At 76.4% G+C, this 18,016-nt stretch carries 17 protein-coding genes; 11 read left to right on the top strand and 6 right to left on the bottom strand.

The genetic code is table 11. The features are described 5' to 3' along the window. The first annotated feature begins 22 nt into the window (after positions 1-22). The 7 genes from IEY37_RS15380 to IEY37_RS22210 all read left to right on the top strand — a co-directional run bounded on the left by IEY37_RS15380 (position 23) and on the right by IEY37_RS22210 (position 7,804). On the top strand, positions 23-1,336 hold the full coding sequence (locus IEY37_RS15380) for a hypothetical protein (protein ID WP_188943081.1): 1,314 nt from the start codon (positions 23-25) through the stop codon (positions 1,334-1,336). Beyond that, a complete protein-coding gene (locus tag IEY37_RS15385; protein ID WP_188943083.1) occupies positions 1,333-3,072 on the top strand; it encodes a hypothetical protein in 1,740 nt (579 codons plus the stop codon). Before IEY37_RS15380 ends, IEY37_RS15385 begins: the two co-directional genes overlap by 4 nt. A gap of 359 nt (positions 3,073-3,431) precedes the next feature. After that, entirely contained in the window at positions 3,432-4,925 is a 1,494-nt protein-coding gene (locus IEY37_RS15390; protein WP_373298365.1) for an MFS transporter, read from the top strand. Then, positions 4,922-5,506, top strand: coding sequence for a universal stress protein (locus IEY37_RS15395; protein WP_188943085.1), 585 nt, complete (start codon positions 4,922-4,924; stop codon positions 5,504-5,506). Before IEY37_RS15390 ends, IEY37_RS15395 begins: the two co-directional genes overlap by 4 nt. Positions 5,507-5,653: 147 nt before the next feature. Continuing rightward, positions 5,654-6,400: a class I SAM-dependent methyltransferase gene (locus IEY37_RS15400; RefSeq protein ID WP_229674487.1), complete on the top strand. Its 747-nt coding sequence runs from the start codon at positions 5,654-5,656 to the stop codon at positions 6,398-6,400. An 84-nt stretch (positions 6,401-6,484) separates the two neighbouring features. Then, a complete protein-coding gene (gene ureG / locus IEY37_RS15405) occupies positions 6,485-7,249 on the top strand; it encodes an urease accessory protein UreG (RefSeq protein ID WP_188943087.1) in 765 nt (254 codons plus the stop codon). A gap of 312 nt (positions 7,250-7,561) precedes the next feature. Continuing rightward, positions 7,562-7,804, top strand: a complete 243-nt coding sequence (locus tag IEY37_RS22210) for a pyridoxamine 5'-phosphate oxidase family protein (protein WP_373298366.1) — start codon at positions 7,562-7,564, stop codon at positions 7,802-7,804. A gap of 42 nt (positions 7,805-7,846) precedes the next feature. Here the strand turns inward: IEY37_RS22210 and IEY37_RS15415 are convergent, their stop codons facing one another. Beyond that, complete coding sequence (locus IEY37_RS15415; RefSeq protein WP_188943089.1) at positions 7,847-9,529, bottom strand: DUF885 domain-containing protein; 1,683 nt, start codon at positions 9,527-9,529, stop codon at positions 7,847-7,849. 106 nt (positions 9,530-9,635) lie between these two features. On the opposite strand from IEY37_RS15415, the gene IEY37_RS15420 reads away from it, so the two are divergent. Continuing rightward, the gene (locus tag IEY37_RS15420; protein WP_188943091.1) at positions 9,636-10,685 is read left to right on the top strand and encodes a DUF2332 domain-containing protein; all 1,050 of its coding nucleotides are present in this window, start codon (positions 9,636-9,638) and stop codon (positions 10,683-10,685) included. A gap of 19 nt (positions 10,686-10,704) precedes the next feature. Here IEY37_RS15420 and IEY37_RS15425 read toward each other — a convergent pair whose 3' ends face one another. Beyond that, a complete protein-coding gene (locus tag IEY37_RS15425) occupies positions 10,705-11,739 on the bottom strand; it encodes an aldo/keto reductase (RefSeq protein WP_188943093.1) in 1,035 nt (344 codons plus the stop codon). 141 nt (positions 11,740-11,880) lie between these two features. Here IEY37_RS15425 and IEY37_RS15430 point away from each other — a divergent pair, with 141 nt between their 5' ends. The 3 genes from IEY37_RS15430 to IEY37_RS15440 all read left to right on the top strand — a co-directional run bounded on the left by IEY37_RS15430 (position 11,881) and on the right by IEY37_RS15440 (position 13,672). Beyond that, positions 11,881-12,456, top strand: a complete 576-nt coding sequence (locus IEY37_RS15430; protein ID WP_229674489.1) for a TetR/AcrR family transcriptional regulator — start codon at positions 11,881-11,883, stop codon at positions 12,454-12,456. Positions 12,457-12,606: 150 nt separating this feature from the next. Further along, positions 12,607-13,284, top strand: a complete 678-nt coding sequence (locus IEY37_RS15435) for a TetR family transcriptional regulator (RefSeq protein WP_188943097.1) — start codon at positions 12,607-12,609, stop codon at positions 13,282-13,284. A gap of 70 nt (positions 13,285-13,354) precedes the next feature. Beyond that, entirely contained in the window at positions 13,355-13,672 is a 318-nt protein-coding gene (locus IEY37_RS15440) for an antibiotic biosynthesis monooxygenase family protein (RefSeq protein ID WP_188943099.1), read from the top strand. A 311-nt stretch (positions 13,673-13,983) separates the two neighbouring features. On the opposite strand, the gene IEY37_RS15445 is transcribed toward IEY37_RS15440, so the two are convergent. The 4 genes from IEY37_RS15445 to IEY37_RS15460 all read right to left on the bottom strand — a co-directional run bounded on the left by IEY37_RS15445 (position 13,984) and on the right by IEY37_RS15460 (position 17,932). Continuing rightward, positions 13,984-15,066 (bottom strand): CPBP family intramembrane glutamic endopeptidase, encoded by a 1,083-nt coding sequence (locus IEY37_RS15445; protein WP_188943102.1) that lies wholly within the window; start codon positions 15,064-15,066, stop codon positions 13,984-13,986. A gap of 386 nt (positions 15,067-15,452) precedes the next feature. Beyond that, complete coding sequence (locus IEY37_RS15450) at positions 15,453-15,692, bottom strand: DUF3073 domain-containing protein (RefSeq protein ID WP_188943104.1); 240 nt, start codon at positions 15,690-15,692, stop codon at positions 15,453-15,455. Positions 15,693-15,858: 166 nt separating this feature from the next. After that, a complete protein-coding gene (locus IEY37_RS15455) occupies positions 15,859-16,836 on the bottom strand; it encodes an asparaginase (RefSeq protein WP_373298358.1) in 978 nt (325 codons plus the stop codon). 112 nt (positions 16,837-16,948) lie between these two features. Next, positions 16,949-17,932, bottom strand: a complete 984-nt coding sequence (locus tag IEY37_RS15460; RefSeq protein WP_229674490.1) for a threonine ammonia-lyase — start codon at positions 17,930-17,932, stop codon at positions 16,949-16,951. Positions 17,933-18,016: the final 84 nt, after the last annotated feature.

Below are 18,016 nucleotides of genomic sequence, written 5' to 3' on the forward strand. Positions count from 1 at the left end.
GCCGCGCCGGAGCCGGCCACGGGTGACCCGCCGGCGGACGGCGGTCGCGCTGGTGGCGGCCCTGGTGCTACCCGCCGGCTGCCCCCTGGCCGCCGCGGCCGCGGCCGCGTCGCCGCCGGGCCCGGGTCCGTCCGACGCGAGGGCGAGCGACCCGCGGCTGGACGTCGCCGCGGCCGCCGTCACCGCCGGGGACCCCGCCACGGTCGTGGTCACCGGGGCGCCGGCCGGCAGTACCGTCACGCTGACCGTGCTCACCTCGGTCGGCGCGGTGGTGCTCACCGGCACCACGTCCGGCACCACGTCCGGCACCACGTCCGGCACCACGTCCGGCACCGTCGCAGCCGGTCCGGCGGCCACGTTCCGGCTGCCCGCGGCGGTGACCCGCAGTGCCGGCACGGCCGGCCTGGTCGCCGTCGCGTCCGGTGCGGTGGGTCGTGGCGAGCTCGCCGTCCGCCCCGGCACCGTCGCCGGGCCGGTGCAGTCGGTGGTGGGCGCCCGGTCGATCGTCGCCGACGGGGCGGACACCGCCATGGTGGTCACCATCCCCACCGACCGCTGGGGGAACGCCGTCGCCGACGGGACGCCGGTGACCGTCGGGCGACGCGGCCCGGACGGCGCGGTGACCACCGCAACGACCGCGGTCACCCACCTGCTCGCGTGGCAGGACCTGCGCGCCGGGACGCGGGCCGGCCAGGGCGCCGTCTGGGCGTCGGTCGGCGGCACCAGCGGGCCGGAGGTCGGCCTCGCGGAGGTTGCCGGTGTCCCGCTGCCGTTCACCGTGGCGCCGGTGGAGCCGGCGGCGGCGTCGCACGCCGTGGCCGACGGGCGGTCGCTGCTGGCCGTGCAGACCTCGGTGCTGCGGGACGCCCGGGGCAACGTGGAACCGGACGGCACCCTGGTCACCCTGGAGTGGGGCGGGCCGGGCGGCCCGTCCCGGGCGGCCGGCGAGACCGTCGCCGGTGTCGCGCGGCTGTGGCTGCAGGCGCCGGGATCGGCCCGGACGATCGAGGTCACCGGGTACAGCCGCGGGGTGACCGCCGCCGCCCCGCTGCGGCTCTCCTTCGCCGCCGCCGTGACCGCGTTCCCGGTGCGGTCCTCGCGGTCGGGAGCGGACGCCGTCGTGGACGTCGGTCCGGTGGCGGTCAGCGGCGGGGCGCTGGCCGCCGACGGCACGCCGGTCTCGGTCACCGTGGCGGCGGCCGGCCGCCGCTGGACGGCGCCGGGCCGGCTGCTGTCCGGGTCCGTCCGGGTGACGGTGCCGGGCGCGGCCGTGACCGGCCCCGTCGAGGTGTCGGTCGCGGTGCTCGGCGCCACGGAGCGCGAGGTGCTCCGGTGATCCGCCGCAGCACGGCCAAGCGTCTCGTCGCCCAGGTGCTGGTCCTGCTCGGCGTCGTCGTCGCGCTGGCCGCCGTCGTCGGCGCCGCACAGCTGGTGCTGCGGCTGTCGACGGGCGCCAGTACCGCGTCGGCGCTGCACGAGGTGGACACGGTCCCGGCCGACGCGGACCTGCTCGTCCACTGGGCGCCGGACGCCTGGCAGCGGGACCGCCGGCCGGAGCCGGCGACCCGGACGCTCGTCGCGGCTGCCTACGTGCGGGCCTGGGCGGCCGTCGGCCACTACCAGACCACCGGCGACGGGCAAGCCCTGCAGGACACCTTCAGCGGTGCGGCACGGGCGGCGGCGCTCGCGCTGCCCCGGTCCGGGGTCGCGACCTGGGACGTCGGGCACCGGCTGCGGCTGGAGTTCTACGCCCTGGACGGCGCCACGGTCGCGTTCCGCGACGAGGCTGCGGACGTGGTGCGGTCGGTGCCGGGCGCGGGCGTGCTGCTCAGCCGGGAGAGCTACGACGTGGTCATGGTGCTGGAGGACGGCTACTGGCGGGTGCGGCAGCTGCGGCGGGACGGCGACGCCGGCACGGTCACGGTCGCCGGCGGCGGTGCGCCGGCGGTCGACGGGGCGACCCCGGTGCCGGCGGCCCGGCTCGCGGACGGCACGGCGACGGAGTTCCGGCCCGCGGACTGGGCGCACCTGGACCGGGCCGGCTGCGCGGCCGAGTTGGACCGGGCCCGGGCGCTCGGCCTGACCGCGATCCGGGTGCCGCTGCCCTTCGCCGGGCTCGGCGGCGGGCGGCCCCCCGCCGCCGCGCTCGACGCCGTGCGCACCGTGCTCGGGCTGGCCGCCGACCGCGGCCTGTCCGTGGAGCTGGTGCTGTTCGACGGGCTGACCGACCTGTCCCCGGCGACCTGGGCCGCCGCCGACGCGCAGCTGCGGGCGCTGGTCGCCGCCGTGGCGCAGCGGCCGCCGGCGCTCTGGGATCTCGCCGACCGGCCGGACGACCGGGTGTCGGCGACCGCCGGTCCGGCCGAGGTGCGGGCGTTCGCGGTGCACGTGGCCGGGACCCTGCGCGACGCCGACCCGGCCGCCGTCTCCACCGTCACCTGGGCCGACCCGGCGACCGCGGCGGACCCGTCGCTGGCGGCCGTGGTGGGCGCGGTGTCGGTGGCCGTGCCGCCCGGCGCCGACGCCGCCGCGGTGGTGGCCACGGTCCGCGCCGGGATCGGCGACCGGCCCCTGCTGCTGGTGCTGCCCGGTCCGGCGACCGACGGCGGGTGGGGCCCGGTGCCGCGCACGCCGGCGCGGCAGGCGCACGACCTGGCGTCCGACCTGCTCGCCGCCCACCAGGCCGGGGTCGGGTCGGTCTCGGTCGCCGCCCTCGCCGACTCGCCGGCCACCGGCCAGCGCGGTCTGCTCCGCGCCGACGGGACGGCCAAGCCGGCCGCCGCCCTGGTCGCCGCCGGCGCTGCGCTGGCCGCCGTCCCCGCGCCGGGGGTGCTGGACCTGGTGTCCGGCCGCTTCTGGTGGGCGGTGGCCGCGGCGCTCGTGGTCGCCGCCGCGGGGATCTGGTGGTGGCGCCGGCGCCGCGCCCCGGTCGGCCGCCGGGCCGGACCGGCGGACGGCGGCGGGCCGGCCGGGCCGTCGCCGGACCGGACCCCCGGCAGAACACCGGCGGGCATCCCGCCCGGCGGCGAGCGGGGTGGCCGGCACCGCGCGGCCCCGCGGGCCGGGCACTGAGCCCCACGGAGCGCGACCGGCCGGGCCGACCTCCGGTCGGGACCCGACCGGACGGCGGACCGGTTCGACCATCGACGGAGTGCCACCGGTGCGGGCCATACGGTCACGCCATGTATTCCTCGCAGAAATAACGAGTGAAAGTGATGTGAACGGTGTGAGTGGGGAACCGCGCTAGGCGGTCGGGTGGCCGCCCGGCCCGTCAGCGTTGCCGAAGGAGGCACCGTGTCGTCAAGGGTCCCGTCCCCGATCTCATCCCCGTGCACCACCTCATCCGCGGTCCTCGCGCCGCCGGGCCGCCGGTCGCCGGACCGGCGGCCGGCGACCGCCCGGAGGCCGCGGTGAGTGCCGTTCCCGCGCCGATGACGGTGCGCAGCACCGTCCCGGCCCGCATGGACCGGTTGCCGTGGACCCGGTTCCACTGGCTGGTGGTCGTCGGGCTGGGCGTCTCGTGGATCCTCGACGGGCTCGAGATCCAGATCGTCTCGTTGAACAGCGCGCCGCTGACCAACCCCGCGGGGTCGATGCACCTGACCGCCGGCGAGGCCGGAGCGCTCGGGTCGATCTACCTCGCGGGCGAGGTGGTGGGCGCGCTGGTGTTCGGCCGGATCACCGACCGGCTCGGCCGGCGCAAGCTGTTCATCCTGACCCTGGCGATCTACCTCGTCGGCAGCGGCCTGGGTGGTCTGTCCTGGGACTTCTGGTCCCTGGCGGTGTTCCGGTTCGTCGCCGGAACCGGCATCGGCGGCGAGTACACCGCGATCAACTCGGCCATCGACGAGCTCATCCCCGCGCACTACCGCGGCCGGGTGGACATCGCCGTGAACGGTACGTACTGGGGCGGTGCGGTTCTCGGTGACCTGGCCGGTCTGTACCTGTTCTCCAACCACGTGTCGCTGAACTGGGGTTGGCGGATCGGCTTCTTCATCGGGCCGGTGCTCGGCCTGGTCATCATCTACCTGCGCCGCACCATCCCGGAGAGCCCGCGGTGGCTGCTCACCCACGGGCGAGCGGAGGAGGCCACCCGGACCGTCGACGACATCGAGGCGCGCGTCGCGCACGAGGGCGTGCACCTGGAGCCGGTCCCGGACTCCAAGGCCATCGAGCTCAAGGAGACCCCGCCACTGGGGTTCGGCCAGCTCACCAGGATCTTCTTCGGCACCTACCCGAAACGGTCGGTGCTCGGCTTCACCATGATGGTGACGCAGGCCTTCCTCTACAACGCCATCTTCTTCAGCTATTCGCTGGTGCTCAAGGCGTTCTACGGCATCCCCGCCGGCAGCATCCCGTACTACTTCTTCCCGTTCGCCGCCGGAAACCTGCTCGGGCCGCTGCTGCTCGGGCACCTGTTCGACACCGTCGGCCGGCGCAAGATGATCCTGGCGACCTACGGCGGATCCGGTGTGCTGCTGTTCGTCACCGCACTGCTGTTCCACGGTGGCGTCCTGAACGCCACAACACAGACCGTGCTGTGGTGCGTCATCTTCTTCTTCGCTTCGGCCGGTGCGTCCTCGGCGTACCTGACCGTCAGCGAGATCTTCCCGCTGGAGCTGCGGGGGCAGGCGATCTCGTACTTCTTCGCCATCTCCCAGGGCGCCGGCGGGGTGGTCGCGCCCTGGTTGTTCGGCAAGCTGATCGGCGATCCCAACGCGATCGCCGAGACGGGCGCCGCCCCGCCCAGCGGTCCACTCACCTGGGGCTACATCATCGGCGCAGGACTGATGATCACCGGCGGTCTGGTGGCGTGGTTCTGTGGGGTCAATGCCGAGCGACAATCCCTGGAGGACATCGCCACGCCGCTGTCCGCGGTAGGCCGCGCCGAAGGCGACCTCCGTCAGGAACAGAGTCGGGCGTGACCACCGGTGCGCCCTCCGGCGATCGGCCTCGCATCGTGGTGGCCATCTCGCCGCGCAGTGGCTCCCCGGAGGCGCTGCGGTGGGCTGTCGGCGAGGCGGAGCGGCGCGGCGCCGAGGTGGAGGCGGTCATGGCGTGGCGGCCACCGCGGCCGCCGTCCGTTCCCGGTAATCGGCCGCCGGCGATGCTGGTGACCGAGCAGGAGCCGGACCCGGAGCAGGCGGCGCAGGAACGGCTGTCCGCCCTGGTGGCCGCCGCGGTCGGTCCGGACGCCGACGTGCGCTGCCGTCCGATGCACGGCGGGGCGCGCTCGGTGCTGCTGCGTGCGGCCACCGGCGCCGAGATGCTGGTGCTGGATGCGCCGCGCGTTTCCAAGATCTCGGTCCCGGGAGCGCGACTGCTGGCTCCGCGCATCATGTTCGCCTCGCCGTGCCCGGTGGTGCTGATGCCTGCCGGTGCGTCCGGGGCGGCCGGCGAGCTGCGCAGGGCGGCCGCCGGGCTGGCGTCGGCCGCGGTGCACGCCGCCGGCACCGCCGGGCGCCCGGGGCTCCCGCCCGTGCCCCGGTCCGGCCCGGTCCCGTGACCGGGTAGCACCCGTGCCGGTCGACCGGGGCGGTGTCGGGCTGTTTCGACGGCGGCCCGGCACCGCCCCGGTCGCGTCCGGTCGGGGCTCCGCGAGCCCGTCGCGCCCCGGTGGCCGCCGCCCCGGGCCCGTGGCAGGCTCGGCGCGGTGACGACGCGCCGGGAGTGGCAGCGCGAGGCGGACCGGCTGGCCGGACCCGCCGTGGCGGCGGGGACACCGGCGGCCTGGTTCGAGCCGCTGTGGGCCTCCGCCCGTGCCGGCGAGGTGACGATGCCGTGGGACCGCAGCGACCCGCACCCGGTGCTGGCGTCCTGGGCCCCGGCGGCCGCGCCGCCGCACCCGGGCGCCCGGGCCGTCGTCGTGGGGTGCGGCCTCGGTGCGGACGCCGCCCACCTGGCACGCCAGGGCTGGCGGACGACGTCGTTCGACATCTCGCCCACCGCGGTCGAACTCGCCGGCCGGCGGTTCGCCGGCCTGGGCGTCGACTGGCAGGTGGCGGACCTCTTGGCGCTCCCGGCCGACCTGCCGGCCGCCTTCGACCTGGTCGTCGACATCTACACGGTGCAGGCGCTGCCCCGGTCGGTCCGCGCGGCCGCGACCGCGGCGGTCCGCAGCCTGCTGGCGCCCGGTGGCGTCCTGCTGGCCGTCCATGCCGGGCTCGACCGCGCTCCGGCCGGGGATCCCGCCGGCGACGGGGCACTCGACGGTCCGCCGTGGCCGCTGACCCGGGACGAGATGGCCGCGTTCGCCTCCGGCGACGTCACCGCCACCGAGATCGTGCCGGCCGCCGGCTGGTGGCGCGGCGAGTTCCGCCGCGCGGCCGGGTCGCCCCTCTCACCGCCGGCGCCGCCGGACGCCGGCCGGCAGGATTTGCCCGGGACGGGGCCGGGTTAGGCTCGCAGCTCTCCGGCCGGAACACCGAGGTCCCGCCCGGTCCGCCCGCCGGCGTCAGGCCGGCCAGCCCCGGAGGACTGCCCGATGACCACGGACCTCGTGCCCACCCCCACCGCCGCCCCGACGCGCGCCTTCCGGCTCGGCATCGCCGGCCCGGTCGGTACCGGCAAGTCGTCGCTGATCGCGCTGCTGTGCCGCGAGCTGTCCGCCGAGCTCGCCCTGGGCGTGGTGACCAACGACATCTACACCGACGAGGACGCCCGCTTCCTGCGCTCGGCCGGCGTGCTCGACCCGCAGCGGATCCGGGCCGTCGAGACCGGCGCCTGCCCGCACACCGCCATCCGGGACGACGTGACCGCCAACCTCCTGGCCGTCGAGGACCTGGAGGCCGACTTCGCGCCGCTGGACATGGTTCTCGTGGAGTCCGGAGGCGACAACCTCACCGCCACGTTCTCTCCCGCGCTGGTCGACGCGCAGATCTTCGTGCTGGACGTGGCGGGCGGCGGCGACGTCGCCCGCAAGGGCGGTCCGGGCATCGGCCGCGCCGACCTCCTGGTGGTGAACAAGACCGACCTCGGCCCGTACGTCGGTGTGGACGTCGAGCAGATGGTCGCCGACGCCTCGGCGGCCCGGGACGGCCGCCCGGTGATCGGCCTGTCCCGCACCGACCGCCCGTCGATCGAGGCGCTCACCGGCTGGCTGCGCGGCGTGCTGGCCGGGTTCCGGTCCGGCGGCCACGTCGCCGTCGACCCCGGTCCGATGGCGCCGCACTTCCACGCCGATGAGGACCACCCCGGCGGCGGCTACGTGCACGCGCACGACGACGCCGGGTCGCACACCCACGGCTGAGCCGGCGGTCCAGGGGTCGCGGACGGTCTGCGCGGGACCGGGTGCGATCGGGAGTCCGCCGCGACCGGGGGCGCCCGTCGGGCCCGCGCCGCGGCGCGGCAGGATGGGCCCGACCGCCGCATGCCCGACACCTCAGGGGGACGCCGTGTCCACTGCCCTGCCCGCCAGCCACGCCGACCTGCTCGAGCGTCCGGTGTTCGCCTGGCCACCGTCCGGCCGGACGGGTCGCCGCAGAGCAGCGTCATGTAGTTCGACTGGGACGGCTCCCGCATCCGGCTGACGCACACCAGGAACCGGCAGAAGTTCGCCAACCTGGCGCACGAGCCCCGGGTGGCGCTGTCGATGGCCGACCCGGCGGACCAGTACCGGTTCCTCGAGGTCCGCGGCGTCGTCGAGTCCGTCGAGGACGACACCGCCGACGCGGCGTTCTACCGGTCGCTGCAGGAGCGGTACGGCAACGTCTACCCGATCCAGGACGCCGACGTCCGGGTCGTCATCACCATCCGGCCGGAGCGGTACGTCGCCGTCCGGGGCGGCAGCGTCGTCCGGGACTGACCGCCCGTCGGCCGGTGACCAGCAGCGGACCCGGACGCCCGGTCAGCCCGCCGCCGGCCGCTGCTCGTCGACCCACCGCCGCACCACGACACCCAGCGCCGGCAGCGGCAGCGAGCCGTGGTCCAGCACCGCGCCGTGGAAGCCCGGCAGGTCGAAGCCGGCGCCGAGCGCGTCACGGGCGACGTCGCGCAGCCGCAGGATCTCGCGCTGGCCGGTCATGTACGCGAGGGCCTGGCCGGGCCAGGCGATGTACCGGTCGGTCTCCGACGTCAGGAACGGCTCGGGGGCGGGCATGTGGTCCAGCAGGTACCCGCGGGCCTGCTCCCGGCTCCAGCCCAGGGCGTGGATCCCGGTGTCCACGACGAGCCGGGCGGCCCGGTGCAGCTCGGCGAACACGGCGCCGATCTCCTGGCGCACGTCGCTGTACAGGCCGAGCTCGCCGGACAGCCGCTCGGTGTAGAGCCCCCAGCCCTCCGCGTGCACCGTCACCAGGCTCTGGGTGAGCAGGGCCGGCAGCGCGGTGTTCGCCTGGGCCCGGGCCAGCTGCAGGTGGTGTCCGGGCACGGCCTCGTGGAACGCCACGGCCTCGAGATCCCAGCCGGTGCCCATGGTCGGCAGCAGGGTGTTGAACCAGTACGTGCCCGGCCGGGTCCCGTCGGTGCGCGGCAGGGTGTAGTGCGGCGCGGTGCCGCTCGACGCGACCGGCTCCGGCATGGGCTCCACCGCGCACGGCGGCGGCAGCGGCGGCGCGACGACCCGGTCGGCGACCGCCTCGGCGCGGCGGACGGCGGCCCGCACCAGCCCCAGCGCCTCCTGGGCGTCGGTCAGGGTGCCGGCCCGGAAGGCGGCGTGCACGGCGTCGAGGTCGGGCAGGTCGAGCTGCGCCCCCAGCTCGACGGCGCGCGCCTCGAGGCGGCCCACCGCCTCCAGCCCGATCTCGTGGATCTCCTGCGCGGCCAGCGGCAGCGTGGTGTGCCGGCGGATCGCGTCGGCGTACCGCTGCTCGCCGCCGGGCAACCACACCAGGCCGGCCCGGTCGTCGTCGCGGGCCACCGGCAGCAGCTCGTCCCGGACGGCGTCCCGCCAGCGCTCCAGGGCGGGCCGGACGGTGTCGGTCGCGACGGCGACGAGCCGCTCCCGCCACCCGTCCGCGCCGTCCCACCCGGCCGGCGGCTCCGGGCTGATCAGGGCGCGGGGTGCCGGGTCGGCGAGGACGGCGTCCACCCACGTCAGGGCGTTGGCGGTGAGCGTCGAGACGGGGGTGAGCCCGTTGGCGGCGCCGGCCCGGAGCCGGCCGGTGACCGCGTCGATCCAGCCTGCCGAGCCGCGCAGCCGGGACAGGTAGGCCTCGGCCGCGTCGCCGTCCGCGAGCTTGGTCCGCGACGCGATCGCCACCAGGGTGGCCGGGCCGGACCAGGGGTGCGGCGTCACCGTGTACTCGACGGCGGCGATGTCCAGGTCGAGCAGCGCGCCACCGGCGAAGGCGTCGATCGCCGCGGCCAGCGTCGCCTCGTCCGCCGACAGGTCCGTGCCCGGCCCGGCCAGCTCGGCGACCCGGTCGCGGATCCGGCCCAGGTCCGCCCGCAGCTCCGCCTCGCCCTCCGGGGACGCGTCGGGGACCAGCGCGTCGTACTCCTGGAGTCCGAACTCCGACGCCCCGAAGGGGTCGGCCCGCAACAGGCGGGTGTTCAGCTCGTCGGCCAGTCGGTGCAGGGGAGTGGTCACGGTGTGCCTCCGGACGGTGCGTGGGTGCCCGCCGAGTCTGTCGCACCGTCCGCCGTCCCGGCCGGCCGGGGGGACGGGCGCGAGGGTCCCGGGCTACCGTCGCCCGGTGGCGACGCCGTCCGAGGTCTACCGCCGGTTCGGCGAAACCTGCGACGTGGCGTCGCTGTCCGGACACGTCGCGCTGGCCGTGAGCCGGTCGGACCCGGCGCTGCAGGTGCTCGCCGCAGCGCCGGGGCGCGCCCGCCGGCCCGCAGCGCTGCTGGCGGCCCTGCACGACCTGGCCGTGGCCGGCCGGGCTCCGGCCCTGGCCGCCGCCTACGCCGCCGGTGACGGCCCGGCCGCGGCGGCCGCCGCGGTCGCCGTGCTGCTCCGGGACTCCGGCGCGGTGCTGGCGACGGCGGCCCGGCGCGCGCCGTGCGGCGACGAGACCGGGCGCTGGGCGGCGCTGTACCCGGTCGTCGCCGCGGCCGCCCACCGCACCGGTGCCGCGCGGATCGGACTGGTCGACGTGGCGCGGCCGGCCGCACTGAACCTGGTGGTCGACCGGGTGTGCGTCCGCTACGACGACGGCACCGTTCTCGGCGACCCGGCGTCGACCGTGCAGCGGTCCGCCTCCGTGGTCGGCGGGCACGGCGTCCCGTCCCGGCCGGTCCCCGAGGTGGTGGCGCGCGTGGGTGTCGACCCGGATCCGCTGGACGTCGGCGACCCCGACGACGGCCGCTGGCTGCGCGCCTGCGTCCCGCCGGACGCCGCCGGGGCGGCCGCCCGGCTCGACCAGGAGATCGCGCTGGCGGCCGCCGTGCCCCGGTCACTGGTCCGCGGGGATCCGGTGGACCTGCTGTCCGAGGCCGTCGGGGGGGTGCCCGCCGGCGTGCTGCCGGTGGTGACCACGACCTGGGTGCTGTCGCGCTGGACGCCCGAGCGCCGCCGGGACTTCCTGCGGCGCCTCGAGGTCGAGGCGCACCGCCGGCCCCTGGCGTGGGTGTCGGTCGAGGGCGTGGGCGTCGCGCCCGGGGTGCCGACGTTCGGCGACCGACCCGCCTCCGGGCACAGCATCCTCGGGGTGACGGTGCCCGACGGGTCGACGCTGCGCAGCGAGGCGGTCGGCCGGTGCTGGCGGCGCGGGCGCCAGCTGGCCTGGCTCGCCGACCGCTGACCGCCGGCCGGGCGCACGGTCAGGCCGCGGACGCCGCCCGCCGGCCGGCCGGGCGGCGCCGGAGGTCCGGGTCGCGCAGCGCGGGCGGCAGGTAGGTCGCCTGGTCCGGCGCACCGACGTTCGTGCCCGGCGCGACGACGGCGTCGATGCGGTCCAGCACGTCGTCGGAGAGGGTCACCTCGGCCCCGGCCAGCAGGTCGTCGAGCTGCTCGCCGGTGCGCGGGCCGATCAGCGCGCTGGTCACCCCGGGGTGCGCGATCGCGAACGCCATCGCCAGGTGGGTCATCCGCAGGCCCGCCTCGTCGGCCAGCGCCACCAGGCGCTCCACCGCGGCCAACCGGCTCTCGTCCCGGAGGCTGGTGAAGCGCTCGACGCGCCGCAGGTCGGTCGGCTGCTCGCGGCGGATGCGGCCGGTCAGCATCCCCTTGGCCAGCGGGCTCCAGACGAGGACACCCAGGCCGTGGCGCTGGGCGACGGGCAGCACCTCGGCCTCGATGCCCCGGTCCAGGATGGAGTAGGCCGGCTGCTCGGTGCGGAACCGCTCCAGCCCGCGCCGTTCGGCCACCCACTGCGCGTGCACCATGTCGGAGGCCGGGAGGGCGGACGAGCCGATCGCACGGACCTTCCCTGCGCGGACGAGATCGGTGAGGGCGGACAGCGTCTCCTCGACGTCGGTGTCGGGATCGGGGCGGTGGACCTGGTAGAGGTCGATGTGGTCGGTGCGGAGCCGGCGGAGCGAGTGCTCGACCTCGGCCACGATCCACCGGCGGGAGGCACCCCGGCGGTTGGGGTCGTCGCCCATCGGCAGGCCGAGCTTGGTGGCGAGCACGACGTCGTCGCGCCGCCCCTGCAGGGCCTTGCCGACGATCTCCTCCGACTCGCCGGAGGCGTAGATGTCGGCCGTGTCGACGAGGTTGACGCCGGCGTCGAGCGCGCGGTGGATCATCCGGATGCAGTCGTCGTGATCCGGGTTGCCCAGCGCGCCGAACATCATGGTGCCGAGGGCGAAGGGGCTGACCCGGATGCCGGTCGCGCCGAGGGTGCGGTAATGCACGGTGACTCCTGGGGTGGGGTGGTGGCGGCACGTCGACCCGCGCGCACGGCGGCCCGCGGGCTACAGTGGCGATGCGGATCGACGATCCGGTTGACTCGCTCCACCATACGGATCGTTGTTCCGTTTACGCAAGGAGGTCCCGTGACCGGGGAGGCGGGACGCCGTCCGCGGGCCGACGCGCAGCGGAACGTCGACGCCCTGGTGCGCGCCGCCACCACGGTGTTCGCGACGGCCGGCGTGGACGCGCCGATCCGGACCATCGCCGGCGAGGCCGGCGTCGGGCTGGCCACCCTGTACCGGCACTTCCCGCAACGCTCCGACCTCGTCGCCGCGGTGTTCCGGCGCGAGGTCGACGCCTGCGCCGCCGCGGCCCCCGTGCTGGCCGCCGCCCACGAGCCGGGTGAGGCGCTGGGCCGGTGGCTGCTGCGCTACACCGAGTTCCTCGCCGCCAAGCGCGGTCTCGCCGCGGCGTTGCACTCCGGGGACCCGGCGTTCGGTGCCCTGCCCGGCTACTTCGATGCGCACCTGGGCCCGGCCCTGGAGGGCCTGCTGCACTCGGCGGTCGAGGCCGGCCAGGCCAGGGACGACGTCGACGCGCGCGACATCCTGCACACCGTGGCCAATCTCTGCGTGCCGGCCGCCGACGGCGGCACGGAGCGGGCGCAGCGGATGGTCGCCGTGTTCGTCGACGGCCTGCGCCGCACCGACGGCCGGTAGCTCCTGCAGGCGGCGGTGCACCGGGTGCGCCGGCAGCCCGTTCCGCAGGGCTGGTCCGGGCCGCGCCCTGTGCGATGCCACGAAACGGGTGGTCAGCGGTACGTTGGCGCAGCGAGACACGCGTGGAGGGCGGACGGTTCGACTGGGGAAGTGGTGGACCTGTCCGAGGCGGAGCAGCAGGCCGGTCGGTACCGACAACGGCGCCGCACCAGAACGGCCATCGTGGAAGCGGCCACCGCGTTGTTGGCGGCCGGCCGCGATCCTTCGGTCGCCGAGGTCGCGGAGGCGGCCGAGGTCTCCCGGCGGACGGTCTACATGCACTTCCCGACGCTGGAGCACCTGCTGATCGACGCAACCCTCGGTGCACTCAGTCAGGGCGCCGTCGACGAGGCGATCACCGCTGTCGGCTCGCAGGGAAGACCTGCGGACAGGACGGTGGCGATGATCGAGGAGGTCGTGGCCCAGTCCGCACGGACCCTGGCACTGGGACGGTCGTTGCTGCGGTTGACGGTGGACCAGCCACCGGTCGCAGATCGGTCGGGTCCGGTGCGGGGCTACCGGCGGGTCCAGTGGATCGAGGCCGCTCTCGAGCCGTTGCGCGAGGAGCTCGACGAGCGTCAGCGGGATCGCCTGCTCTCGGCCCTCACCACGGTGGTCGGCTGGGAGGCACTGATCGTCCTGCAGGACCTCCGCGGTCAGGCGCTGGACGACGCTGTTGCGACCGTCCTGTGGACGGTCCGGGCCCTGATCTCGGCGGCAACGAACGCCACCGACCCACCCCCCCGGTCCGGTGCGAAGACCCGCGGCGGCGTGGCCCACGGCGATTGACAGCAGCCCCTCTCGAGGTGACACTTGTGCAGTCATTGCACAGTTGTGCAACTCGAGAGAGGTGTTCGGGATGGTGCAGTTCGTCAACTGTTTCGAGGTTCCCGTCGGCAGGGACGACGACTTCCTCCGCCTGTGGACCGAGGTCAACGGCTACATGGTCACTCGGCCGGGCTATGTCAACCACCGGCTGCAACGCTCGCTCATGCCGGACGCCCGGTACCGCTTCGTCAACCTCGCCGAGTGGCGATCGGCGGACGACCTCCGCGCCGGCCACGACGAACGCTTCCGGAAGCTGGCCACGGGCCCCGCCTGGGCGGACTTCCGGTCCACGCCGGCGATGTACGAGATCGTCCACAGCGGACAGCGCGACCACACCGACGACGACTGATCGGGTTCCCGGCGCGCAGCCCTCGGCGCCGGACTGCGCGGCGGCGGACCGGAGCCGGGGCTGCCGGGAGGGTGCGGACCGGCCGGGGCGGCCGTCCGGTCGACTGCCGAGCAGTTGCGGCGCATCGACAGCCCGGCCGGCCTTCCGACCGCGCTGTTCACCCCTCCCGCGCGGGCGGGCAGTCGGACCCCTCGAACGGCCGACCGCGACCGCGGAGCCACGGGCGGTGGCGTCCGGGCTCTGCTGGCCGATCCCGCGGAGCAGTGGGCGTGCCGTCCGCCGCACCCCTGCCCGTCGGCGGACGGTCCGGGTCAGAACGGCTGCGATCGGTTCCCGTCGACCCGCTCCGGGGGCCGGTGACCGGGCACGTCCGCGGGTGGCCAGGGACCGGGAGGCCACGGACCGGGAGCGCCGATGCCCGGCCACGGACCGGGTGCGCCGGCGGGTGGCCACGAACCTGGAGCGCCCGCGGGCGGCCAGGACCCGGGCCACCGACCATCGGCCGGGCGGCGCCGGGCGGCCAGGGTCTCCGCCTGGACCAGCCGCCGGCTGCGGACCAGCGCGACGATCGTCACCACGGTGCCGGCGACGCCCCAGCCGAGGACCGCCAGCCCGCACAGCGCCTTGACCTCCAGCGCCGGGGACATCGCCGACTGCAGCACGACGGTGTCCCACAGCACGTGGGCGAGGACGAGCGGCCAGATCCGCCGGGTCCGCCAGAACAGCCAGGCCAGCACGACGGCGAGCCCGACACGGGCCACCGCTCCGACGCCCCACAGCGGGACGTGCAGCAGCACCCGGACCGCGGTGCCGGCGGTCACCGCGACGACGGCGACCGACCGCGGGTCCCAGTGGCGGGGGCGGAACCGGTCCGTCACCATCGCGGCGGTCAGCACGACCAGCGCGACGCTGCACTCCTCGAGGACCGAGGTGTTGAGGGCCAGCAGGGCCGCCCGGCCGACGGCGCCGCCGACGGTGGGCACGCCGGGGATCGAGACCGGGCGCTGGTGCAGGAACGGCGCCGACGCGACCGACCAGGCGAAGCTGGCGCCGAGCGCGGCGAGCGCGGAGGCCAGCAGCACCGCAGGGCGCCGGAGCCGCGCCGGCCCCCTCGCCGGCCGGGCGGTGGGACCGGTCGGCACGACGGGGATCGGGACGGTCGGCGGGGTGCTGCCCGACGGGCCGGGCCGGCGTCGCAGCCGGCGCAGACCCGCGACGGTGCCCAGGTAGCCGGCGATGCAGACCGCCAGTGTGGCCAGCCACCACCACCGGGGCAGGTGGTCGTCGGCCACGACGTCGGCCGTGGTCGTCGCCAGGACCGCGACGGTGACCACCGGCAGCCACCCTGCCGGCGGGACGGCGGTGCGGCCGTCGGGCACGCTGCGCAGGCTCATCCGCGGCCGGCGCGGCGGCGGAGGGTAGGGCCACCACCCCGGACCCGGGATCGGCGGACCCACCCGGCCGACGGCTCCGGGCGGCGGCGGCGGGAGGACACCCGGAGGAGCCGACCAGGACGGCGCCGGCCCGGGGGTGCGCCACGGATCGGCCGGCCCACCCAACTGCGTCACCCGTTGCCCCTTGCTCGTGGGCGCCGGCCCGGCCGGCGCCGTGCCGCGCCCGTGGTGGCTGACGCCGCGGGGGTCACGGTCCTGCCGACGCCGGCATCAGCGCCGGCGCGGCTCCCTGGAGTGGTGACGTCCGCCGGGTGGACCGTCGCCGACGGATCCGCGGGCACACGACAACGGCCGGCGGCCTGCGCCACCGGCCACACCCGTCCGGGTCAGCGGCGCGACGACCTCGAGGCGTACCCGCCTGCGGGCTCGTCGTCGTCGTCGGGGAGGTACTTCGTGTAGTCCTCGTCGTCGTCGTCGATGTCCTCGACGGCGGCGCCGGTGGTCGGCTCGGGCAAGGGGGCGCCGGACAGCTCACGCTGCAGGGCCCGCGCGTCCAGGTCGCTCACGTGGTACTTGAGATCCCGCGCGACCTTGGTCTGCTTTGCCTTCTGACGGCCTCGCCCCATGAGCGGACCCCCTCGCACGTAGAAAAGGGGGCGGCCGACGAGCGGCGGCCCCAGCTCAGTTGTCTGTCGTGCCCCCGATCGTACAGGTTGCGCACGACCTTCCGCGGGCGGCGCGGGACACAGCTCGCGGCCCGCCGACCGCCGCGGACCGGCCCGCGCGCGACCGTCAGAAGACGTCCGGCGCGAGCTCCACCACGCCGACCGGGCGGCCGCCGCCGAGCACCGTGCCGGTGGCCAGCTCGTCGAGCAGTTCGGACCCGACGCCGAGCATCCGCAGCCCCGCCACCAGCACCGGCATCCGGGCCCGGTCGCCACCGTCGGAGATCTTGACGGCGACCGCGCTGCCGTCCGGCAGGGCGGCGCAGTGCACGCCCTCGGCGCCGCCCTTGACGAGCAGCTCCGGGTGCCGCTGCATCAGCCGGGTGTCCTCGCGACCGGTGCCGCCGACCATCTCCGGGTGGTGCCGCATGGCCGCGGCGACCAGCGCCGGCTCGCCGTCCGTCGCGGCCGCCACCCGCCCGAAGGCGCGGGCCAGCCCGGTCAGCGACACGGCGAACAGCGGCGCCCCGCAGCCGTCGACGCCCACCGCGGACGGCTGCTCGCCGGACAGCTCGGCGACCTGGCGCGCCACGGCCTGCTGCAGCGGGTGGTCCGGGTCCAGGTAGGACGCGACATCCCAGCCGGCCGCGACGCAGGCGGTCAGCATGCCGGCGTGCTTGCCGGAGCAGTTCATGGCCAGCCGCCGCGGCCCGCCGCCGGCGGCCAGCACCGACAGCCGCGCGGCCTCGTCGAGCGGCAGCGCCGGCGGGCATCCCAGGTCGTCCTCGGTGAGGTCGACCCGGTCCAGCATCGCCTGCACCCGCTCGGTGTGCATGGGCTCGCCGGAGTGCGACGCCGACGCCAGCGCCAGGTCTGCCCCGGCCAGCTCGGCGCCGGCCGCCAGCATGGCCACCGCCTGGAACGGCTTGTTCGACGAGCGCGGGAAGACCGCGGCGTCGACGCCGCCCCGGGCGTGCAGGACCTCGCCGCCCGGCCCGGTCACCACCACCGCGCCGAAGTGCGTCCCCTCGTGGAACCCGGAGCGGACGACATGGACCAGGGGGACGTGCGGTGCGTCCTCGGTGCTGTGCGGCATGGGGAGCATCCTCGCGTCCCCGGCGGCCGCCCGGCGACCGGGGTGCCGGGCGGACCCGGGTCGGCGGGGGCTGGGGCGGGTTGGGTGGGCGGGGGCTCGGGCGGGCCGGGTGGGCGGCGGCTCAGCCGCCCAGCAGCGACCGGAACAGCGCCGGGTCGATGTTGCCGCCGGAGAGGACCGCGACGGTGGTGCCGCTGGGCAGCCGGTCGGCGTGGTGCAGGTACCCGGCCAGGGCCACGGCCCCGGACGGTTCCGCCACCAGCCGCGCCTCCAGCGCCAGACGCCTGGTGGCATCGGCGATCTCGTCCTCGGTGACGGTGATGATGTCGTGCACCTGGGTCCGGATGTGCTCCCACGGGACGACGCCGACGCTGTCGACGCGGAGCCCGTCGGCCATGGTGCGGGCGGTGTCGGCCGACGCCCAGGCGCGGCGCTCGCCGGCCCGGAACGACTCCGCCGCGTCGCCGGCCAGCTCCGGTTCCACCCCGACGACCTTGGTCCCCGGCAGCAGCGCGGTGACCGCCGCGGCGATGCCGGCGAGCAGGCCGCCGCCGGACACCGGCACCAGCACCGTGTCGACACCACCGACCCCGGCGGAGTCCTCGGCGATCTCGAGCCCGACGGTGCCCTGGCCGCTGACCACGTCACGGTCGTCGAACGGCGGGACCATGGCCTTGCCGGTGGTGGCGGCGAGTTCGGCCGGGCGGCTGAACCGCTGCGCGAGCGGGACCAGCTCGACCGTCGCGCCCAGGGCCCGGGTGGCGGCCACCTTGCGTTCCGGCGCGCTGTCCGGGATGACGATGTGGGCGTCGACGCCGAAGAGCCGCGCCGCGTACGCCACCGCCTGCGCGTGGTTGCCCGAGGAGTGCGCGAGGATCCCGCGGGCCCGCACCTCGGGATCCATCCGGGAGACGGCGGTCAGCGCGCCGCGGATCTTGAAGGCGCCGATCGGCTGCAGGTTCTCGGGCTTGAGCCACAGACCCGGCCACGGCGAGGGCAGCAGCGGCGTCCGGACGGCATGTCCGGCGATCCGGGTGGCGGCGTCCCGGATCTCGTCCAGCGTCACCAGGGCAGGAGCGGTGGTCGCGGTCACCGGAGTCGTCACGGCCCCGACTGTAGCCAGCCCTGCCGGGGTGGCGCGGCCGCCGGCGGGACCGGTCCGCACCGGATCTCCCCGGGCCGTCCCCGG

This window comes from Nakamurella endophytica (assembly GCF_014646215.1).
Classification (GTDB): Bacteria; Actinomycetota; Actinomycetes; order Mycobacteriales; family Nakamurellaceae; genus Nakamurella; species Nakamurella endophytica.

Coding starts and splice junctions, on each gene's coding strand:
- IEY37_RS15390 (WP_373298365.1), top strand. CDS start 3,432: ATGACGGTGCGCAGCACCGTCCCGGCCCGCATGGACCGGTTGCCGTGG.
- ureG (WP_188943087.1), top strand. CDS start 6,485: ATGACCACGGACCTCGTGCCCACCCCCACCGCCGCCCCGACGCGCGCC.
- IEY37_RS15440 (WP_188943099.1), top strand. CDS start 13,355: ATGGTGCAGTTCGTCAACTGTTTCGAGGTTCCCGTCGGCAGGGACGAC.
- IEY37_RS15445 (WP_188943102.1), bottom strand. CDS start 15,066: ATGAGCCTGCGCAGCGTGCCCGACGGCCGCACCGCCGTCCCGCCGGCA.
- IEY37_RS15450 (WP_188943104.1), bottom strand. CDS start 15,692: ATGGGGCGAGGCCGTCAGAAGGCAAAGCAGACCAAGGTCGCGCGGGAT.
- IEY37_RS15455 (WP_373298358.1), bottom strand. CDS start 16,836: ATGCTCCCCATGCCGCACAGCACCGAGGACGCACCGCACGTCCCCCTG.